This is a genomic window from Patiriisocius sp. 208BN25-11 (genome assembly GCF_058147145.1).
Genome location: NZ_JBYVJY010000001.1, coordinates 146,890 through 165,138, shown reverse-complemented (window position 1 = coordinate 165,138; position 18,249 = coordinate 146,890). Strand labels below are relative to the sequence as shown.

At 34.2% G+C, this 18,249-nt stretch carries 16 protein-coding genes and 2 tRNA genes; 4 read left to right on the top strand and 14 right to left on the bottom strand.

Going from position 1 to position 18,249, the window contains the following annotated elements; translation table 11 throughout:
• Positions 1-165: 165 nt before the first annotated feature.
• Complete coding sequence (locus ACY2RS_RS00775) at positions 166-2,436, top strand: aconitate hydratase (RefSeq protein ID WP_490096690.1); 2,271 nt, start codon at positions 166-168, stop codon at positions 2,434-2,436.
• Between the two features lie 62 nt (positions 2,437-2,498).
• On the opposite strand, the gene ACY2RS_RS00770 is transcribed toward ACY2RS_RS00775, so the two are convergent.
• The 5 genes from ACY2RS_RS00770 to ACY2RS_RS00750 form a co-directional block, all read right to left on the bottom strand.
• On the bottom strand, positions 2,499-5,621 hold the full coding sequence (locus ACY2RS_RS00770) for a hypothetical protein (RefSeq protein WP_490096689.1): 3,123 nt from the start codon (positions 5,619-5,621) through the stop codon (positions 2,499-2,501).
• A 283-nt stretch (positions 5,622-5,904) separates the two neighbouring features.
• On the bottom strand, positions 5,905-6,558 hold the full coding sequence (locus ACY2RS_RS00765) for a hypothetical protein (protein WP_490096688.1): 654 nt from the start codon (positions 6,556-6,558) through the stop codon (positions 5,905-5,907).
• Between the two features lie 54 nt (positions 6,559-6,612).
• A complete protein-coding gene (locus ACY2RS_RS00760) occupies positions 6,613-7,215 on the bottom strand; it encodes a Riean_0653 family protein (RefSeq protein ID WP_490096687.1) in 603 nt (200 codons plus the stop codon).
• A 43-nt stretch (positions 7,216-7,258) separates the two neighbouring features.
• Entirely contained in the window at positions 7,259-7,939 is a 681-nt protein-coding gene (locus ACY2RS_RS00755; protein WP_490096686.1) for a hypothetical protein, read from the bottom strand.
• Positions 7,940-7,951: 12 nt separating this feature from the next.
• On the bottom strand, positions 7,952-9,115 hold the full coding sequence (locus ACY2RS_RS00750) for a T9SS type A sorting domain-containing protein (protein WP_490096685.1): 1,164 nt from the start codon (positions 9,113-9,115) through the stop codon (positions 7,952-7,954).
• A gap of 263 nt (positions 9,116-9,378) precedes the next feature.
• Between ACY2RS_RS00750 and ACY2RS_RS00745 the strand changes: the two genes are divergently transcribed.
• The 3 genes from ACY2RS_RS00745 to ACY2RS_RS00735 all read left to right on the top strand — a co-directional run bounded on the left by ACY2RS_RS00745 (position 9,379) and on the right by ACY2RS_RS00735 (position 12,168).
• Positions 9,379-10,290, top strand: a complete 912-nt coding sequence (locus ACY2RS_RS00745) for an anti-sigma factor domain-containing protein (RefSeq protein WP_490096684.1) — start codon at positions 9,379-9,381, stop codon at positions 10,288-10,290.
• 100 nt (positions 10,291-10,390) lie between these two features.
• A complete protein-coding gene (locus ACY2RS_RS00740) occupies positions 10,391-10,942 on the top strand; it encodes a TlpA family protein disulfide reductase (RefSeq protein WP_490096683.1) in 552 nt (183 codons plus the stop codon).
• Between the two features lie 140 nt (positions 10,943-11,082).
• Positions 11,083-12,168: a hypothetical protein gene (locus tag ACY2RS_RS00735; protein WP_490096682.1), complete on the top strand. Its 1,086-nt coding sequence runs from the start codon at positions 11,083-11,085 to the stop codon at positions 12,166-12,168.
• A 24-nt stretch (positions 12,169-12,192) separates the two neighbouring features.
• Here ACY2RS_RS00735 and ACY2RS_RS00730 read toward each other — a convergent pair whose 3' ends face one another.
• The 9 genes from ACY2RS_RS00730 to ACY2RS_RS00690 form a co-directional block, all read right to left on the bottom strand.
• The gene (locus ACY2RS_RS00730; protein WP_490096681.1) at positions 12,193-12,693 is read right to left on the bottom strand and encodes a DUF1761 domain-containing protein; all 501 of its coding nucleotides are present in this window, start codon (positions 12,691-12,693) and stop codon (positions 12,193-12,195) included.
• Between the two features lie 43 nt (positions 12,694-12,736).
• Complete coding sequence (locus ACY2RS_RS00725) at positions 12,737-13,339, bottom strand: LysE family translocator (protein WP_490096680.1); 603 nt, start codon at positions 13,337-13,339, stop codon at positions 12,737-12,739.
• A gap of 18 nt (positions 13,340-13,357) precedes the next feature.
• Entirely contained in the window at positions 13,358-14,059 is a 702-nt protein-coding gene (locus ACY2RS_RS00720) for a lycopene cyclase domain-containing protein (RefSeq protein WP_490096679.1), read from the bottom strand.
• 3 nt (positions 14,060-14,062) lie between these two features.
• Positions 14,063-14,512: a sterol desaturase family protein gene (locus ACY2RS_RS00715; RefSeq protein WP_490096678.1), complete on the bottom strand. Its 450-nt coding sequence runs from the start codon at positions 14,510-14,512 to the stop codon at positions 14,063-14,065.
• A 30-nt stretch (positions 14,513-14,542) separates the two neighbouring features.
• Complete coding sequence (locus ACY2RS_RS00710) at positions 14,543-15,385, bottom strand: phytoene/squalene synthase family protein (protein WP_490096677.1); 843 nt, start codon at positions 15,383-15,385, stop codon at positions 14,543-14,545.
• On the bottom strand, positions 15,382-16,848 hold the full coding sequence (locus ACY2RS_RS00705; RefSeq protein ID WP_490096676.1) for a phytoene desaturase family protein: 1,467 nt from the start codon (positions 16,846-16,848) through the stop codon (positions 15,382-15,384). The genes ACY2RS_RS00710 and ACY2RS_RS00705 overlap by 4 nt, the downstream gene beginning before the upstream one ends.
• 61 nt (positions 16,849-16,909) lie before the next feature.
• A complete protein-coding gene (locus ACY2RS_RS00700; protein WP_490096675.1) occupies positions 16,910-17,821 on the bottom strand; it encodes a MerR family transcriptional regulator in 912 nt (303 codons plus the stop codon).
• A gap of 163 nt (positions 17,822-17,984) precedes the next feature.
• A tRNA-Leu gene (locus ACY2RS_RS00695) sits at positions 17,985-18,067 on the bottom strand.
• 69 nt (positions 18,068-18,136) lie between these two features.
• Positions 18,137-18,209: transfer RNA gene (locus ACY2RS_RS00690), tRNA-Lys, on the bottom strand.
• Positions 18,210-18,249 lie beyond the last annotated feature (40 nt).

The following is an 18,249-nucleotide window of genomic DNA, read 5'->3' as shown; positions in this document are numbered from 1 at the left end:
TTTGTTTTTTCTTGTATTTATTATTGCGAATTATTGAATAATTCGCAATAATAAATCAATTTCGTTGTATATTTTTAAATATTTTATATTTTTTGTACCTTCGCAAATCTTATAAATAAAGGGTTTGTAAGAAATTTTAGAACAAAGAACCAAAAACTAAATAGTATGGCATTTGATATAGAAATGATAAAAAAAGTGTATGCTCAAATGGCAGAGCGTGTTGATAAAGCGCGTGAAGTTGTAGGGAAGCCATTAACACTTTCAGAAAAGATATTGTACAATCACTTATGGGACGGAGCTGCAACCAAAGCTTTTACGAGAGGTAAAGATTATGTAGACTTTGCTCCAGACCGTATTGCATGTCAAGATGCCACTGCACAAATGGCTTTATTGCAATTTATGCAGGCTGGAAAAGATAAAGTTGCCGTGCCAACAACAGTGCACTGTGATCACTTAATTCAAGCAAAACAAGGAGCCAAAGAAGATTTAAAGCGCGCCAATGAAGTAAGTAATGAAGTATTCGACTTTTTGGGTTCTGTGTCTAATAAATACGGAATTGGTTTCTGGGCACCTGGTGCAGGAATTATTCACCAAGTAGTGCTAGAAAACTATGCCTTCCCAGGAGGTATGATGATTGGTACCGATAGTCACACTGTAAATGCAGGTGGTCTTGGTATGGTTGCCATCGGAGTTGGAGGAGCAGATGCTGTAGATGTCATGGCTGGTATGGCGTGGGAACTAAAATTTCCGAAGTTAATAGGAGTACGTTTAACAGGAAAACTTTCTGGATGGACTGCGCCAAAAGATGTTATTTTAAAGGTTGCTGAAATTTTAACAGCCAAAGGGGGTACCGGAGCGATTGTAGAATATTTCGGACCTGGAGCTACCGCAATGTCTTGTACTGGAAAAGGTACCATTTGTAATATGGGAGCCGAAATAGGAGCTACCACTTCTACGTTTGGATACGACGAATCTATGGAACGCTACTTACGTGCTACAGATAGAGCAGATGTTGCAGATGCTGCCAACCAAGTAAAGGAGTATTTAACAGCAGATGCTGAGGTATATGCAAATCCAGAACAGTATTTCGATCAAGTAATTGATATCAATTTATCTGAACTAGGACCTTTATTAAACGGACCCTTTACTCCAGATTTATCGACTCAGGTTGGAACAGATATGACTAAAAAGGCTACAAGTAATGACTGGCCTTTACAAGTAGAGTGGGGACTTATTGGTTCTTGTACCAACTCTAGTTACGAAGATTTATCAAGAGCTTCATCCATTGCGCAACAAGCCATTGACAAAGGTTTGAGCATGAAAGCAGAATTAGGAATTAACCCTGGATCTGAGCAAGTGCGTTACACAGCAGAACGTGATGGTATTCTAGATATTTTTGAAAAACTAGATGCTACTATTTTTACAAATGCTTGTGGACCATGTATTGGGCAATGGGCACGTTACAGTGATCCAAAGAATGCACCCAAAAATAGTATTGTGCATTCATTTAATAGAAATTTTGCAAAGCGCGCCGATGGAAATCCAAATACGCACGCCTTTGTTGCCTCTCCAGAATTAACAGCTGCTATTGCAATTGCAGGACGCTTAGATTTTAATCCATTAACAGATAGCTTAATTAATGATAATGGAGAAGAAGTGAAGTTTGAAGAGCCAACTGGATGGGAATTACCTCCAAAAGGTTTTGAAGTAAAAGATAATGGGTATGTAGAACCTCTTGCTGACGGAAGCGGTGTTCAAGTAACAGTGAGTCCAACAAGTGAGCGCTTACAATTATTAACACCATTTACACCTATTAAAGATGAAGATTTGGCAAGTGCTAAATTACTTATCAAGGCCTTCGGTAAATGTACGACCGATCATATTTCTATGGCGGGACCTTGGTTACGATATAGAGGACATCTAGATAATATCTCTAACAACTGTTTGATTGGTGCTGTAAATGCATACAATAAGAAAACAAACTTTGTGAAGAGCCAGTTAGATGGAGAATATGGTGGTGTTCCAGATACACAAAGAGCTTATAAAGCAAAAGGAATTTACACAGTCGTAGTAGGAGATCATAATTATGGAGAAGGATCTTCTCGTGAGCATGCTGCAATGGAGCCTCGCCACTTAGGAGTTGCTGCAGTGATTGTTAAATCTTTTGCACGTATCCATGAAACAAACTTGAAGAAACAAGGAATGTTAGGATTAACGTTTGCTAATGAGGCAGACTACGATTTAATTCAAGAAGATGATACATTTAATTTTGTAGATATTGCATCTTTTGCGCCCGGAAAGCCATTAACACTTGAGGTAACTCATGCAGATGGAAGTATAGATACTATTATGTTGAATCATACCTATAATGATGCGCAGATAGAATGGTACAGAGAAGGATCTGCATTAAATTTAATTAAAAAGCAGAATGCTTAGTGTTTCTGAAATATTAGAATATTAAAAAGCTTCCGTAACAACGGAAGCTTTTTTGTTTTTTATTAATGATCTATGTGTAATTGTTGGTACTTTACTCTTTCTCCTTCGTAAATATGTAAGAAATAAGTTCCAGGAGGAATGTCTTCTGTGTAGACTGTTTTCTCAATATTGCTACTTTCTCCTTGGTAAATAATATTTGAGTTTTCATCGTATATATAAATATAATATACGCCTTCTCCATGTTGTCTAAAATCAAGTTTGAAAGCTACATCAGATGTATTAGGATATGGAACTACATCTATTGGGTCTAAACAAGTGATGCAATTACTATCTGAAAATTGAGACACATATAACCAGGAGTCATTCCCTTCTCCACATTCATTAACTCCTTTTACACGTATTTCTCCTTCATATCCTCCATTTCCAGAAAATACTCCATTGTTTCTTAGGTTTGCGTTGGTTTTCATTTGCCAATGATCGCTCGTGCCATCTATGTAATCTACAATGTCTATTTCTGGATCAAAGGGTTCTGGTAGTCCCCATATGTATGTACTTGCGCCATATGCAGGAGCGACTCTATAATTATTAAAAGATCCTACGTTTACCTCTTCTGGACCTAAAATATCTCCAGGATTGTCAGGTCTCCCAATCCATAACTCTTTTAGTATTTCGTGGTCTTGATAAATTGCTTTTATCCATGCTTCATTATTGTAATACTCATTTGTGTTTATTGATGCAACAGTAATTGATTGTTCATCAGAAGTTATAATTTGTAGTGATGGAGATACTAACCATTCTTGTACATCTGCACTACTACAAAGATCAAAATCATAGGTCATTAAATCATTAACGCACATAATGTTAGGTCCATTAATAGTGGCCTCTTCATTGTATACAGTTGGGGGTAAAGGTTCTTCGTCTAGCTCTGCTAGAATCCAATCCACACTTTTTTGGGTAAATGAGGTATGTGGCTGATTGTTTTTAGGTCCAAAATAATTGTCGAAAGGTATTTCGTTAGTACATACTAAATTCCTGTCCAGGTTTTGATTCCAATTCATATCAGGATTGGTAAAACCCAATGAGCTTATCGTTGGAATAAATGAATGTACTTGTTCATTTGCATAGACAGTTGAAACCGCATCTCCAAGGACGTCAGAGATTTGGTCTAAGAATAAATGCCAATGAGAATTATCATATTCAATAGGGTCAGTTCCATCAACTGGATCGGCAAGTTGACTATATCCATTAAAATAACCTCCTGGAACGTTGTCCATGTTTCCTCTAGTGTTGTTATTAAAAACAAATTTGTCATCGTCATCAAATCCATTTTTATAGCGTGAAATCTTACCATTTTCTCCATACGAAGGCATTGTGTAAGCCTCTAAGCTACCAATAAGTACATCCCAGCAATTTTCCTGAAATGGCCAAGGAGCACAAATAGATTGAAAAGCACGTATGTTTAAAGCTATTTGACCATCGTTTGCATAGGAGCCAACATTTTCAACAGTTGGAATATCATAGTTTTTAACTCCTTTAAGAGAGCCGTTAACTAAGGAAATCTTCCTCAGATTTTGTGGATATCCGTTACTTCCCTCAAGACCATTATTAAAAAGATTGTTATAGTATTTAATAAAATAAGGATGACCTCTTGTCTCGGAAAATCCCTGGGCTATGGTTTTCCCGTTTAAGAAAGATTGATGCACATTACTTATGTTCCAGCCATCTAACTGTTCGATCAATTGTTGTTTTGCTGCTGGAGAACCTAATTGCTTATGCACAAATTCTTGAGCCATTGCATTGTCAGGCATTACTTGTCTTACAAGCGTTTGTAATCCAATTGGTATGTTAGCTCCCAAATGAGGACTATCGATACTCACCCACAAGCGAGTGTTATGATTTATACCATTTGCTTCCATGTAAGCTAATGCATACCTTGATATTTGTCCACCCATACTAGGGCCAATGATTACTAATTCCTCACTGCTATTGTTCTCGATGAGTAGTTCATTTATATACTCGTACAGAGATACATGTGTTAAGGCATTACGTTCAATATAGTCTGCTCCTCCGTCTATTTCAATTCCATTGCTACTTGTATAATGGGGATGATTAACAATAATTACATCATAACCTTCATCAGTAAGCAAAGAAATTAGGCTAACAACATTGCCACTTGGTGCAATATATTCCATCATTTCTTCAATAGAATTGTGTTCTTCTGGAGCAAGGTCTGAATCAAAATCTTGTATTTGTCGTTTGTCTCCAGGGTCAAATCCGTCAATAATAATGATTGGCTTCTTTAGTGTTGGTGATGAAGCTGTTGTTCGGTAAAAGACTCTATAATCTAGCTTTCCTTTTATAGGAACATCACCAGGTTCATATCCTACAAAAGCGTAATTTGATTCAAACTCATAAAAATCTTCAACAAAATTTGTTTGTGGAGGAGTTGTCCCCAGACCTCCTGCATAAAGAGATGACTTTGTGGTTATTGTTGTATTGTCCTCAAAAGTAACAAATGCCTCAAGTGTCTTGTTTCCATTATTCGTATAAGAAATAACAACCTGCTCCTGCAAAATCACCCCATTTTCAATAATTCTGTGTATTTCTCCAGTTCCAAAATCAACATCGAGTATTTGTACATCTTTATTTTGTGTGCTTTGAAATAAGAAATTTTCACTAAAATTGAATGTTATAGATGCTCCTTTTACATGTTTTTTGAGAGGAGAAAAAACCAAAGCATGGCGTTTAAGAAACTCTTCTTTATCGTTGTTGATTTTTTCAAATTTAGAGTCATTAGTCCTCAATGCGCCATCATTTTCATGGTTTTTAATATAGTTGAGTTGATGAAATGATACATTTAGAATCCCTACGTCAACAACATTTTTTATAGTACTGGATGTTGATAGTAATCGTAATTGATTTTGATCCATAAATAATTCATTGTTTGAGGCATTATGGATTTCAAGAAGTGCTTGCTCAAAATGGTTTTTATTTGAATGATTAAAGGACTCATTAAAAGAATATAAAGAAGCCCAAGGAACGGTTCTGTCATATAGTATTCCAGAAGTAAACTCAGTTTGGTCTATATCGACGAGCATACTGTCTATTTTGGTTGGAAGGTGATTTTGTGCGTTGGTTTGAAAAAATAGTAGCAATAATATTGCATAAAGAGATAGATTTCTCATAATTTTGTAGTATTAATAAGTGAAACTTTCGTAAAATTTTTTATTTATTATGTTTGGGATGCCACTGCAATGGCATCCTTTTTTATTGGATAGCTATGTCATAATTGAGTTTTTTAAGTGCTATAATCTAATGCTGGGGAGGTTTTGTATTAAGAGTAGGATATAGAAATCCCGTCTTCTTCTTTTGGGGAGTCTCTAATAGAGAAAAAGCGAAGTTAGTGTAGGTGCCAAAAAGTGTGGTTGATAGTAGGCTAACTATCAGGTATTGGGGAGTTTTATCTAATTATGGATAGATAACATTCCATTCATTTCCTAAAACATCTTTAAATTGAATGATACCGAAATCATAGTCGTATAGAATTTCATTCACATTTTGGACAAGGGGTCCAAATTGAAAGCTTTCCTTACTCTCATTACTTCCTGAGGTGATTGAAACTACTTTGTTGAATTGATGCCCATTTATTGTCATTGAGGTTTTAGGTTCCAAATTGTAATCACTTATAATTATATTGGCATCATTTTGTGATTGATCAATAAAATAAAATTTAGATACATTCCACATCGGCAGATTTAAACCAATTTTAAAACGGTTACTATTTCTTGAAAAGATGTAATTTACTTTGGCACGTTCTAATTCACTTGGGTTCTCTAAAATTTCCATTCTAATAATCTTGCTATCATAGTGATTCTGTAAAATTCCTCCTCCTCCTGCAAGTGTTCCTCTGGAATAGAAAGCAGCCTTTTTAGTTTCATTAAAAAGCACCTTAAAATGTAACAGCTCTCCATCTTGATTTTGGTATGTAATAATTTGATTGGGGGTGTAATTATAATTAATAATGAGAGAACGATCCTCATCTGTAAATGTATAATAAGGAACATTGTCATTCGTTTCATCAATGTCACAAGCAAAAACAACTAAGAGAAGAATGCAAGACATTATGTATTTAAATGTGTTTTTCATAGTAGAAATAAATTTTATTCGTTTAGCTCATTACGGAAATTGAGTTGTTGGCAAGGTGGGAGCATAGGTGTCAAACCTACCATCTGTAATATCAATAATGTCTTCTGGATCTTCTATGTTTGCTGCCTTACAATAAAAAGTTCCAGATAAGTATCCATCTTCGAATCTAGTTACACTTATAAATCCAGAATTTGGTATGGAACAATACGATGCATATAGATTTGATGCTGTATTGTATATTCTGCATTGTATATTGTTTGTTTGAATGTTAAAAGATCCCTCGAAACAATTACTCTCAAGTACTGTGTATTCTCCAATACCAAGGCTGTCTAATTGGGTGAAATGAAGGGTCATACTTGAAGTTCTGTCGCTTTTAAAATCGTTCACTCTAATTTCACGATATTCTATATTATCTTCTCTAGGGCCAATGTACCTTCTCATTCCTTTGTCTTCGCCTCCAAAAGTACCGGTTCCATCTCTTGGTTTAATTAAAATACCATTAGCATAAGCTCCAAAGGTATTGGCACCAATTAGTGTAGCTTCTGGTAAAATATTTTCACTAGTCGTATCATCATCGTTAATACAACTTATTGATGCTATTAGGACGCATATTAAAACTGTTATTTTTTTCATGACTTGATATTTCAATGGTTTTAAGCCTATTTATATAAATTGGTTATTCAGTAAGTAAAACACTCCATACAGTTCCGTTAGATTCTTTAAATTGTATAATTCCAAAGTTATAATCATAAACAACTTCATTAACGTTGCCTGGTAATGAGCCGAACGTATTAATAGTATCATCAGAATTTGAATTGATAATAATTACATTTTCAAATCGGCGTTCATTTACTTTTATTGAGGTTTTTGGAGTTGTATTAAAGGGAGTGACATTAATGTTGTAGTTGTTTTGTAATTCATCTAAAAAGGTAGCTGACCAAATATTCCACATGGGGAAATTAAGTACATTTCTAAATTCATTATTATTTCTTGAAAATATGTATTTGAGTTTAGATGCCTCTTCAAGGCTTTCATGTTCTAAAATTTCAAATGCTATAATTTTACTATCATAATAATTTTCTAATAGTCCACCACCTCCCGAAAAAGTTCCATTTGAGTAAGATCCACTTTTTTGGATTTCATTTGAAATTATTTTGAAGCGAAGCGTTTCCTTATTCTGATTTTGGTAGGTAATTATTTGTCCAGGCATGTATTCATAATCAATAATATATGCTGCGTCTTCTTCGGTGAATTGGTAATAAGGTGTGTTGTCTATTGGTTCCTCATTATCAATCGAGCATCCATTGCAAAGTAAAATGGTTATACAAATTGCAAAAGTTTTAAAAATATTTTTCATGATAACTCAATTTTAAAATTTCACAATCTTTTGAGAGCTTACTGTTCCATCACTAAAAACAATTCGAGCAATATATACACCACTCTCCAAAGAAGTAATGTCTACATTATTATTTTGTATTTTATTGTTTTCTAGTATTGTAGCTCCAGAAATTGTATGCATAGATAACGACGAAATATTATGTTTAGTTTGAATGGTGAAAAAATTGGAGGTTGGATTTGGGCTTAGTACCACATCAAAAACCTCAATATCTGGTGTGCCAAGAAAAGCACAATCCTCAGAAAATTGAACAGGATGCCCAACTTGATCTAAGATAAATGCTGCTAAATCTGAAGTTACATCATCGATGCACACTCGGTCTAAAAGAGGTAAATTGGTAAAGTTACTAGGAAATGTACTTGTAATATCAATATTGTCATTATCACTATTTTTTATATTGATTTCTTCCAGCAAAAGATTACCTCTCAAGTCTACTAGTTCTAATTGAGCATTGTTACTTAAGTTAATACCTTGTAGTAGCGTGTCTCCTAATATAATTTCTTCAAGCACTGTATTTTGGGTAAGGTCTATAGCTTCTAATGGATTTGAAAAAAGTGTTAAGCTTCTTAATGCTGGATTATTGGTTAGATCTAGCATAGAAAGATTGCATTCTGCTGCTATAAGAGTCCTTAATAAGGGGTTTTGACTTAGGTCAATCGCGTCAATTTGCATCTCATATATGGTTAACACTCTTAAATCAAATAAGTTGCTAACATCTAACTCGGTGAGCATATTTTGGTGAATACCCAATGTTCGAAGCATGGGATTTTGGCTGAGGTTAATTTCTGAAATTTCATTTTCACCAATATTTAAAGTCCGAAGCGCTGTGTTTTGACTAAGATCAATACTCGTAATAGTATTTCTACCAGCATTAAGTGTTGTAATATTAGCGAAAGCCTCGATACCTGTCATATCTTCTATTTCATCAGAGCCATTACTGCCAGATACACTTAATGTAGATACTACATTTAATGCTTCATTTACTTGAATCTCTCCATCGTTATTTAGATCAATAACGGGGTCATGATTTAAAAGCCTTGTTTTAAAAATTGGATCTGGGATGTCTACTATTTGACTATAACTATTAAAAGACAAAAAGAGGAATAAAGCAGAAATAAGAAATTTTAAAGGGTGCATAAACAAATGTTTTTAAATGCATATTGGGAAGTTTTCTTATCCTAAAACTAGACAAAAAAATGCTGTAAACAAATTTTTTGGCTGAATTTGAGGAGTTTATAACTGCGAATTCATGAATTTAACCCCTTAATTTACCCCATAATCTTTCCGAAAAAATAAAAAGTAAGTGCCATTTGTAAGTTGCTGCATGCTATCCCGTCTTATTGTGTATTGAAAAGGACAAATGTCTTATTTAAAAAAAAAATTAACTAAAAAAAAGAAGTATGAAAAAAGTAATTTTAGGAGCACTTGCTCTAGGATTGGTAGTTGCATCATGTAATAACGATGATGATAATACGACAGTAGTACCAGCAACTGCAAATCTTACATTAAACTTTGATGGATTAGAAGATTTAGGATCAGGATTTGCCTATGAAGGTTGGGTTGTCGTTGACGGAACCCCTATTACAACAGGAACATTTACTGTGAATGCAGATGGAGCACTTTCTCAAACTGTTTTTGAAGTACCGCAAGCAACATTAGATGCTGCAACAAAATTTGTATTAAGTATTGAGCCAAGCCCAGATCAAGATCCTGCGCCATCTGACCAAAAATTAATTGCTGGGGATTTCTCTGGAAATACAGCTACTGTAGGAATCGATGTTGCTCCAGCCTTAGGAGATTTAAGCGGAGCCGCTGGAACTTTTTTCTTGCGTACACCAACAGACGAGGCTGAGGGAGCTCCGAATAATGGAAATGACCAATATGGAGTATGGTTTGGATTACCAGGAATGCCTCCAATGTCAAATTTAATTTTACCAACACTTCCAACGGGTTGGACCTATGAAGGATGGGTAATTGGAGATGCTGGGCCATTATCTACTGGAACATTTACAAGTTTCGATATGGTAGATAACAATGCTGGTACTGCAACAAGCTTTAGCGGTACAGAAAGAATTGGACCACCACTTCCAGGAGAAGATTTCTTTAACAATGAACCAACTGGTGAAACATTCCCGCTAGATATTAGAGGAAGAACTGTAGTAATAAGTGTAGAGCCTGTGCCAGATAATAGTCCAGCACCATTTTTATTAAAACCATTACTTGGAGTGTCTGGACAAGATACTGCACCATCAACCAATGATTTTACGGTAAATGCTGGATCATTTCCAATAGGTGTAGTTACAAGACAATAAATTAAGATTTGTTTTTTTTTGTTAGTAGAGAGGGTGTATTATGAAATGTATTACACCCTTTCTTTTTTTAAAACCTTATTTTTATGGAATGATCTCTTTTTTGAAAAAGAATAAAGGAAATATCTTATTTGTGGTACTCTTAGCAATGATGCTTATTCCACAAACAAGAACTCCTATTCAAGTATTTGTACATCGTATCTTTTCTTTTAGTCCTTCGGAAATTTCCGAAGAAAAAAGAGTCGTCCTTAAAGATTATAATTGGGCACTGTCTGGTATGGATGGAACCAATACAAACTTGACCTCTTCTGAAGGAAATGTCATTGTTATTAATGTTTGGGCAACCTGGTGTCCGCCCTGCATTGCCGAAATGCCTTCACTTCAAGACCTTTATAGCACTTATGGGAATCGTGTTGATTTTTACTTTATCTCCCAAGACCCAATTGAAAAACAGGAGCTTTTTATGCAAAAGAATGCATATACCTTCCCCATATATCTCCCTCAAGGAACTGCTCCAGAGTTACTACATACTAACGCATTGCCAACAACCTATGTGATAGCAAAAGATGGAGGTCTCATTATAAAGAAAACTGGAGCTGCAGATTGGAATAGTAGCATGATGCATGACGTTCTCGAAAGGTTATTAAAAGAATAATCTAGCTATATAGCCACATTTTTTTCGTTATTTTTACTTAAAATACTACCGCAATCGCAACCTACACCTATATTCTTGAAACCACCACGGGCGCTATACCTGTTGCTCTTTGGAACGAAGTACAGCAAGATCAAAATTGTTTGTTATCTTTTCCTTATCTTTCTGCTATAGAAAGTGCATTTAAGGATACACTTGATTTTTGTTACCTACTGGTTTTAGAGGATGCTACCGCAAAGCCAGTCTTAATAGCTTCTTTTCAATTGGTTCCTTTTGTGTACAAAGGCGATAACCAACCTCCTAAAATTTTACGGCATTGCTCTAAAAATGAAAAAGGATATTTTATGCTTCAAATGTTGGTTTGCGGAAATGTTTTTATGGCTGGTGAGCATGGTTTTGTTGCTAGTAATGCTATCGATACTGAGATGGCATTTCAGTTAGTAGCAAAAGGAATGCAAAAGGCTCAAAAAATGCTAAGCGAAAAAAAGGAAACTAAAATTTCAGTACAACTTTTTAAAGAATTTGCACCTGAGACCTTATCTAGCAGCGCCTATTTAGAAACTAAGGGGTATCAAGATTTTGAAATTGATATGTATATGTCGTTGCCAATTTTAGAACGTTGGAATTCTATGGAAACTTATTTTGAGAGTTTTAAAGCAAAGTTTAGAACCAAAGCGAATAGTGTATACGCTAAAGCAAAGTCACTAAGAATTTGTTCTTTTTCTACTGCAGAAATAGAAGCACATGAAACCACCATCAATACACTGTTTGGAAATGTTATTGGTAAGTCGGAGTATGAATTTGGGATTATGACAGCTAAAGGTTTTGCTGCAATAAAAGAAGCGCTTGATGATCAATTTGTATTTAGAGCGGTTTTTTTTGAGGATATTTTGGTAGGGTTTAGTACGTCTTTTATCCATAGCAATGTGCTTGAAGCTAATTATGTAGGTATCGATTATACTATTAATGGCACCTATGCTATATATCAAAGATTGTTATATGATTATGTAGCTTTGGCCATAGAAAACAGGGTAGAAATCCTTCATTTTGGCAGAACTAGTGAGCTTTTGAAGAGTTCTTTAGGAGCACAGCCAACTCGCATGAAATTATACGCAAAACATACTTCAAAAATCACACATATACTTATGGCTTCTATATTAAAAAAGGTTTCCTCAAGTCCTTTCGAACTAAGAAAACCTTTTAAAGCTGTATACTATTCTGAGGCATAGCTCAGAATTTCAAAATAGAAATTGTTATGCCCATTGGCACAAAATGCCTCCCATGAGGGTTAATGTGATAATCCAATAACCAGCATTTAGAAAACCATATTTAAACCCTTTTCTTTCAAATAAAGCATTGGTTAAGAGTATTGGTAACCCAACAAAGCCACCCACAAGGCCACCATGTAAAGCGCCATGCTTGAACGTTCTAAAACGATCACCATAGTTGGTCATAAAGTCATTAATATAATTCATAATAGCAGAACCTTCTTCTCCAAAACCAGGTTCATTTATGAGGGTAGAATATAGGTCGGTTTGATGCACTACTAAGGTAAATAAGAAAAAAGATAATAGAAAGCTAAGAACATATGAGGTGCCAAAAATAACACCCATATTGCCGCTTTCTAATTTTTCTTTGGTGAGTCCACAAAGGTTCATCCATTTGGTTCCAAAAACTTTTGGATGGTAGTAAATAAAGCCCATTACAAGGGGTACTAGTGCAGCAAGTGCAACAATTAAAATCTTAGGAAACATAGGTTGGTTGTTTTGAAATTGACTTAAATATACTAATAACTAGTTATATAGCAGCAAACAGTAGTCTAATTGCAAACAAGATTAATAGAAATCCAAGTATTTTCTGTGCTTTTTTAAAGCTATTGGGTTTCATTAATTTTTTGATCTTAGAAGCTAGTATCACTTTAATAATGTCTGTTATAAATATAACGAATAGAGACACCGTTAAAGAAATGATGATCCCAGTTTGGGAATCAAATTTTGATTGGTTATATACTAAAAAACCGACCCAAACGAGTGCAACAAAAGGATTAATGAAATTTAAAAGAAAAGCTTTTAAACCGATTCCTAAGCTGCTTTTTTTAGTAAGATTAAATGATGATGGGTTATTTTTTTTTGGTCTTAAGAGATATAAAAAGCCTAGGATTAAAAGTAGTATTCCACCAAGAATAGCAAACCATTTTTGAAAGGTTTCGTCATTAAAAAAAGAACTAAATCCTTTTAGTATGAGTGAGACATAAATGATATCACCTAAAATAATACCAATTGCTGCAACAATGCCAGCTTTTTTTCCATAAAGAAGGGTGCTTTCGATAAGGTAGAAAAAAACGGGTCCCACAAAGAGAAGTGTAGATAGACCTAAAATTACACCCGTTACCATTTCCATAGTGTAAATATAGAGAATCTATAAGATGTGTCTGGCTTGTTTTTTAGATTCAAAATATTCTAACAACACAAAGACAGTTAGCAGCATTCCTAATGCATAGATTGTATCTTCTATTGGTATTGTAAACATTCTAATGTTTAAATTTTCAGTGTTATTATACCAAACAACTTGGTCTTCAATAAAGCTCCCAGTTAGTATTCCATTGATTAAAAAAAAAGGCAGAAGTATAAGTAGAAAAGTGGGTAAAAATTTTGCCAAAAGGGGCCGCTTATAATTATATACGAAACCTAATAGTAAAATAGCATAGCTGAAATTTATAAGGGTATACCATTTGTCATAAAAATACCACAAGCAAACAATTAGTATACAAAGTAGCGTAACATAGATAATGTCGGTTAGCTTTTTTGAAAAAGCGAAACCAGGAAAAAAATAATCTAAGGCATAGTGTGTAAATAAGCATGCATAGGGGATGCATATAAAAAACAACCATTCTTCTACAGGGAGATTTAAAATCTTGAATCCCGTAATATAAGTATCATTAAATCCCCAAATACCAGCATTTGTAAAAAGCACATCCCATGAAATGAAAAAAGCCATCATGATAAAGATAGCGAGAAATAAAGAGGGCCATTTTTTATAAAATCGAAATTTCGGATAAAAACTGCATACAAAAGGAATGAGTATAGAACCTATATTTAAATAGAGGTACAAGTTTTTCATATCCTATTTTTTAAAATACTTAAGTGGTGGGACTAGCATACCAAAACATTCTCCTTTGTCTTTCCCTAGGTGTTTGTGATGCATTTTGTGAGCTCTACGAATCCCTTTGGCATACCAATTATTGGCATTTCTAAAAAGCTTAAACCGTTGATGAATAAATATGTCATGCACCATGAAATAAGTTATACCATATGAGAAAATTCCTAGGCCAATAGGTAGTCCTGCCCAAAAACCGTAATACTGCCATCTAACGAAGCAAATAATGCTAACTGCCGCGTAAAAAATAAAAAAGAAGTCGTTACGCTCCCACCAACTTTTATGGTCTTTATGATGGTGATCTTTGTGTAAACTCCATAAAAAACCATGCATAACATATTTGTGAGTAGCCCAAGCCAAAAACTCCATCATGGCAAAAGTTCCTAAAAATAGAATGATCCAGAATAATGTTGTCATTGTATGTATGGTATAATGTAGGTAAAAAAACTATCTAACTAAATTTAATTGGTACTTAACATAACTCCTTGTTAAGAGTCCAAATTTTTCATAGTTAGGAACTCGTATTCTTGCATTTTTAATTTCTAACGCAGGAGTTTTGTGTAGTTTTTTCAGCAATTTTCTGTAATAGCGATATGCCATAAAAACACCAAATTTGGCTTCTGTTGGTAGTTTTAAAATGCCTTCGTATCCTTTTTTAAAGTCTTCTTCAATATCATTTATAATTTGCTGCTTAGAAGCTTCATCAAGTGCATTTAAGTTAGTATTTGGAAAATATGTTCTACTAAGCCCTTCAAAGTCTGCTTTTAAATCTCTTAAAAAGTTTACTTTTTGGAAAGCAGACCCTAGCGCCATTGCAGTATCTTTTAAGCTATCGTATTTTTCTTGATCCCCTTTTACAAATACCTGTAAGCACATAAGTCCAACCACATCTGCAGATCCGTATATATACTCTTTATATTCTTCATCTGTTAGATAGTCGGTTTTTGATAGATCTAGGCGCATACTCTTCATGAATGAAGTGATGAGATGTTTCTCTATTTCATAGGTATGAACAGTTTCTTGAAATGCATTCAAGATTGGATTTAAACTTATTTTATCAGTAAGTGCATGTTCTAAATCTGCTTCAAAACGATCAAAGAGTGCTACTTTTTCATAGCCATGGAAACTGTCCACTATCTCGTCTGCAAATCGAACAAATCCATAGATATTGTAAATGTCTTGACGAATGCTAGGAGCCAACATTTTTGTTGCTAACGAAAAGGAAGTACTGTAGGCATTCGTAACCTTTTTGCTACATTCTCTAGATACTATGTCAAAAATTTCTTTCATTGATATTTCTTTTTTGCAATAAGACCTGCTGCAAGTTTTCCAGATATTAGTGCAGGAGGTACTCCTGGTCCTGGTACGCTTAGTTGTCCTGTAAAGAATAAATTTTTTACGTTCTTGCTTTTTAGTTTAGGTCTTAAAAATGCAGTTTGTTGTAATGTGTTTGCTAATCCGTACGCATTTCCTTTGTAGGAGTTGTATTCAGTCACAAAATCGTTCACACAGAAAGTCTCCTTAAATATAACATGTTTTTTGATTTCTTGCCCTGTAAGCGCTTCAAAACGTGTCATAATTTTTTCATAATATTTTTCTCTAAGTTGTTCTGTGTCTTCAAGCCCTGGTGCTATTGGGATTAGAAAAAAACCAGTTTCACAACCTTCAGGTGCTAAATTTGGCTGTGTTTTGGAAGTAAAGTTAGCATAAAATAAGGGGCTTTTTGGCCAAGAAGGTTCGTCGTAAATTTCTTTGGCATGTTGTTCGAAATCTACATCAAAAAACAATGTATGATGCTCAACATTTTTAATTTTTTTGTTGAAACCAACATAAAATAATAAGGAAGAGGGAGCAAAGGTCTTCTTGTCCCAGTAATCTTCAGAATATTGTCTATACTCTTTTGAAAGCAATGTTTCGGTATGATGGTAATCTGCTCCACTAAGCAATATATCTGTTGAATAAAATTGATCATTAGAAACAATCCCTTTTATTTTTTTATTTTCTACCACTATTTCAGAAACATTTTCTTTGGTCTTTATAATTACTCCAAGACTTTCTGCTAGACTTTTCATTCCATTAATAACGCTAAACATTCCTCCATACGGTTGAAACGTTCCTAATCCAAAATCTGCATAGTTCATAAAACTATAAAAGGAAGGAGTTTTTGAGGGTTTTGCACCTAAGAATAAAACTGGAAACTCAAGTATTGAAATTAATCTTGGGTTTTTAAATTCTTTGCGCACATCTTTGCTAATTGTGCTAAAAAACTGACCAACTCTTTTAATGGTAGCTGGAGAAACTAGTTCTAGAGGTGATACTCCTGGTCTATAAACTAAATCTTTTATGGCAATATTGTAATTGTTCTTGGCAGATTGTATGAATTTTTTGAGCTTTTTGGAACTTCCAGGTTCTTCCCTTTCAAATGTATTGCATATCTTCTCTAAGGTGTCTTCAATAGTAATGAAGTCATTGTTTCCAAAATAAACACTATAAGCAGGACTAAGTTTTTTAAGTGAGTAGTAATCTGAAGTTTTTTTTCCAAAATCATTAAAAAAACGTTCAAAAACATCAGGCATCCAATACCAAGAAGGACCCATGTCGAAGGTAAAACCTTCTTTTTGAAATTGTCTTGCACGTCCTCCTATAGAATCGTTTTTTTCAAAGATAGTTACATTGTATCCTTCCTTTGCTAAGTAAGATGCAGCAGCAAGAGAGGAAAAACCTGAACCAATAATAATAATTTCTTTATGCATAATTTTGTTTAGCAAACTTATATTTATTCTAAACAAAAACTAGTTAAAGATTTCAAAAAAATCATGTATTTAAGCTTTTTACAGATGCTAAGAAACTAGTCAGTGAATTGAAGCATTTGATGTTTGAAGGAAGCTTTTCTTTCATAACCTCGGCGTGTTTTGGTCCTAAGATCCAGAGTGGATACTCTTTTTCTTTACAAACCAACTTTTGAAATGAATCTAAGTATGATTTTACTTTTCCATTTTCAGGTTTTACCGTTAAATAGGTTAAAAATAATATGTTTTGTTTAATAGGAATTTGTTTTGATAGGCTTTCTAAAGGAATGTTTGGGCCTAAATAAATTGTTTTTATCCCATGCTTTTCTAATTGATAATTGGCATATAATAAACCTATGTCATGTATCTCTTCATGAGGCAAGAATAAACATGCTTTCAGATCATTTTTGTATACTATGTTTTGCGATGTGTGCAAGTCAATGTGAGCAATTGTTTTTCTTTTTATTAGTTCTGAAGCAAAGCGTTCGTGTGAAACATCAATAGTTCCTAAATGCCAAAGCATTCCAATCTCTTGTAAATAAGGGATAAAAACAGTTTCAAAAATTTCATCAAAAGATTTTGTGCTTAAAAGTGATTTGTAGACACTATTAAATTCATCTGTATCAAAATTAAGTACTGCTTTTTTTAAGCTATTAATGGCATAAAATTCTTTGTAAACAGCTGCGTTTTCGAGAATTACTTCTTTTATTTTTTGGGGTTCTAATTCTGCTATTTTTGATATTTTGACCCCGTTCCTGTATATAAAAGTAACATCTAGTAGTCGTTTTAGATTCTCTAAGTTATATTGTCTTATGTTAGTCCCAGTTCTCTCTGGCGCCAAAAGACCATAGCGTTTTTCCCAAATTCTTATGGTGTGCGCTTTCACACCACTCAAATTCTCAAGATCTTTTATACTAAAATGTGTTTTCACACTCATTTTCTCCTCTTTGTTGGTGGTGTAAATTACAAAAAAAAAAGCGGAAAAAATTTGCGAAGCCTTATAAACAAACTGTATTAATGCTTTTTTTTTTGGTTTTTGACTTTTTGTAAAGGCTTCCATGTGTCTAAAAAAAAGTCACCTTATAAATAAGATGACTTAGTACCCGAGATGGGACTTGAACCCACACGCAACAAGTGCACACGGCCCTCAACCGTGCCTGTCTACCAATTCCAGCACTCGGGTAGTTGTTTCTTGTAACATTAGAAACCCATTGAAACAAAAAAAGTTAAACCAAGAGGCTTAACTTTTAAGTGACCAGTCTGGGGCTCGAACCCAGGACCACCTCCTTAAAAGGGAGGTGCTCTACCAACTGAGCTAACTGGTCAAAATGTCAAAAACATTAATTGCCTTACAAAGCATAAGAT